This window comes from Falsiroseomonas oryzae (assembly GCF_027856955.1).
GTDB lineage: Bacteria > Pseudomonadota > Alphaproteobacteria > Acetobacterales > Acetobacteraceae > Falsiroseomonas > Falsiroseomonas oryzae.
Genome location: NZ_JAPSMD010000809.1, coordinates 1 through 1,265, shown reverse-complemented (window position 1 = coordinate 1,265; position 1,265 = coordinate 1). Strand labels below are relative to the sequence as shown.

The 1,265-nt window shown below is 74.9% G+C and carries 1 protein-coding gene; it reads right to left on the bottom strand.

What is annotated here, in order from left to right; translation table 11 throughout:
- Nucleotides 1–156: 156 nt before the first annotated feature.
- Complete coding sequence (locus OZN99_RS31875; RefSeq protein ID WP_270939198.1) at nt 157–1,023, bottom strand: pirin family protein; 867 nt, start codon at nt 1,021–1,023, stop codon at nt 157–159.
- Nucleotides 1,024–1,265 lie beyond the last annotated feature (242 nt).

The window sequence follows — 1,265 nt, the reverse complement described above, 5'->3', positions numbered from 1 at the left end:
CAGCGCGCCGACCAGTGCGCGCCCGATGCCGCCCGCGCCGCCGGTCACCGCCACGCGCGCACCGGGCGGCGGCCCGAGACGCGCCGCGTCCTGAAGCTGACTCATGACAGGCACGATGCGGCGGCACCGGCACGCTGTCCACGCCGCCGCGCGCGCTCAGCGGACGGCGAGGCCCCCGAAGCGCCCGGCCTGGTAGTCGCGCACGGCCTGCGCGACCTCCTCGCGCGTGTTCATCACGAAGGGACCATGCGCCACCACGGGCTCGCGGCAGGGCTCGGCATGGCCGAACAGCACCACGGCCCCGCCCTCCCCCGCCTGCATCGGCACGGTGTCGCCGGCATCGTCGAGCGTCGCCAGGTGGAAGGCCTCGACCAAACGGCCCGAGACCTCCAACGCGCCGCGCACGACGTAGAGGAACACGCTGCGCCCCGGCGCCACCCGCGCGTCCAGCCGTCCGCCCGGAGCGCAGCGCAGCACCGCCATGTGCACGCCGGTCAGCGAGCGGATCGGGCCCTCGCGCCCTTCCCAGGCGCCGGCGATCAGCTCCACCGTCACGCGGCCGCCATCCGTCGGCAGAGCCGGGATATCGGCGCGCTGCAAGCCGACATAGGCCGGCTCGGTCATCTTCAGCCGCGCCGGCAGGTTCACCCAGAGCTGCAGGATCTCGAGCGGGCCGCCGCTGCGGCGGGAGGACTCCGGCGAGATCTCGGCATGCACCAGGCCACGTCCCGCCGTCATCCACTGCACGCCGCCGGCGCGGATCACGCTCTCATGCCCGCCGCTGTCGAGATGGGCGAGCTCGCCGTCCAGGATGAAGGTCACCGTCTCGAAGCCGCGATGCGGATGCGGGCCGAAGGGCAGGCCCTGGTTGCCGGGCGCAAAGGTCTGCGGGCCGTGGTGGTTCAGGAACAGGAAGGGGTCCACCTGGTCCAGCCCCGGGCCGGGCAACGGGCGGCGCGTCACCAGATCGCCGATGTCGTCGCGCAAGGCGGGGTGGATGCCGATGACGGCGCGGTCGGTCATGTCGGAAGGCTCCTCGGCGCCGGCCATGCGCCGGCCCTCTCGCGGCGTCAACGCCCGGCGCCAGGCCAGTTGCAAACGGTTGCGCGGCCGGCGCAGGATCGCGGCGGGGAGCGGCGCCGCCGCCCCGGGGAGGAACGACGATGTGCTTCTTCTGCGGGCCGTCCGCCTTCGGGCGCGCGGCAACCTCGCGCCGCGGATTCCTGGCGAGCGCCGCCGGGATGGCCGGCACCGCCGTCGCGGCC